The following is a 550-nucleotide window of genomic DNA, read 5'->3' as shown; positions in this document are numbered from 1 at the left end:
TATTAATTTAATCCCTCTAGCAGGTAAGATGGTATATTTCCAGGTATGAGTTCCCCACATTCATCGAATTTAGACGTCCCGAGCCGGTTATAGAATCCAATGATTGAATCAAACAAATCTCCTGATTCAAGTACTTTCCTGATAGAATTGCTTGAGGTTATAGCGTAGGCTGTTATCAGCTTTATAATGATTTCTGGCTTGATTATCGATATTGCAATTTCTCCATTTTTCTTTATTTCTTTGCTTGCTATCAACTCCATATTTATATCCATTGGCGTTGGCAGAATTTTTGATGATAGCCTGTACTGCAGATTTCCAAGTTCTGATAGGTTGAATTTTATACTTGCAGTTAACCCCTCAGGGTTATCTACCTTACCTACAAATAAGGCAAATTCCTCCATGGAATACTTGAAATCATATATGTCCATAACCAGGTTTAAAGGAGGATAGTCCTTATTGCTGGAAGTTATATTGTATATGGTATAAAGTGAAAGGATTTTTAGCCTCCACATTCTGCAAAAATTGGCATGCCATCATTACCAAGCTTTTT

Annotated in this window: 1 protein-coding gene; it reads right to left on the bottom strand. The window is 35.8% G+C overall.

Annotated features, from left to right (window positions below; genetic code table 11):
* Positions 1–2: 2 nt before the first annotated feature.
* A complete protein-coding gene (locus AOG54_RS04660) occupies positions 3–512 on the bottom strand; it encodes a hypothetical protein (protein WP_055032492.1) in 510 nt (169 codons plus the stop codon).
* Positions 513–550 lie beyond the last annotated feature (38 nt).

The sequence above is a fragment of the Acidiplasma aeolicum genome (assembly GCF_001402945.1).
GTDB lineage: Archaea > Thermoplasmatota > Thermoplasmata > Thermoplasmatales > Thermoplasmataceae > Acidiplasma > Acidiplasma aeolicum.
The sequence above is the reverse complement of the archived record's forward strand: the minus strand, read 5'-3'. Positions and strand labels throughout refer to the sequence as shown.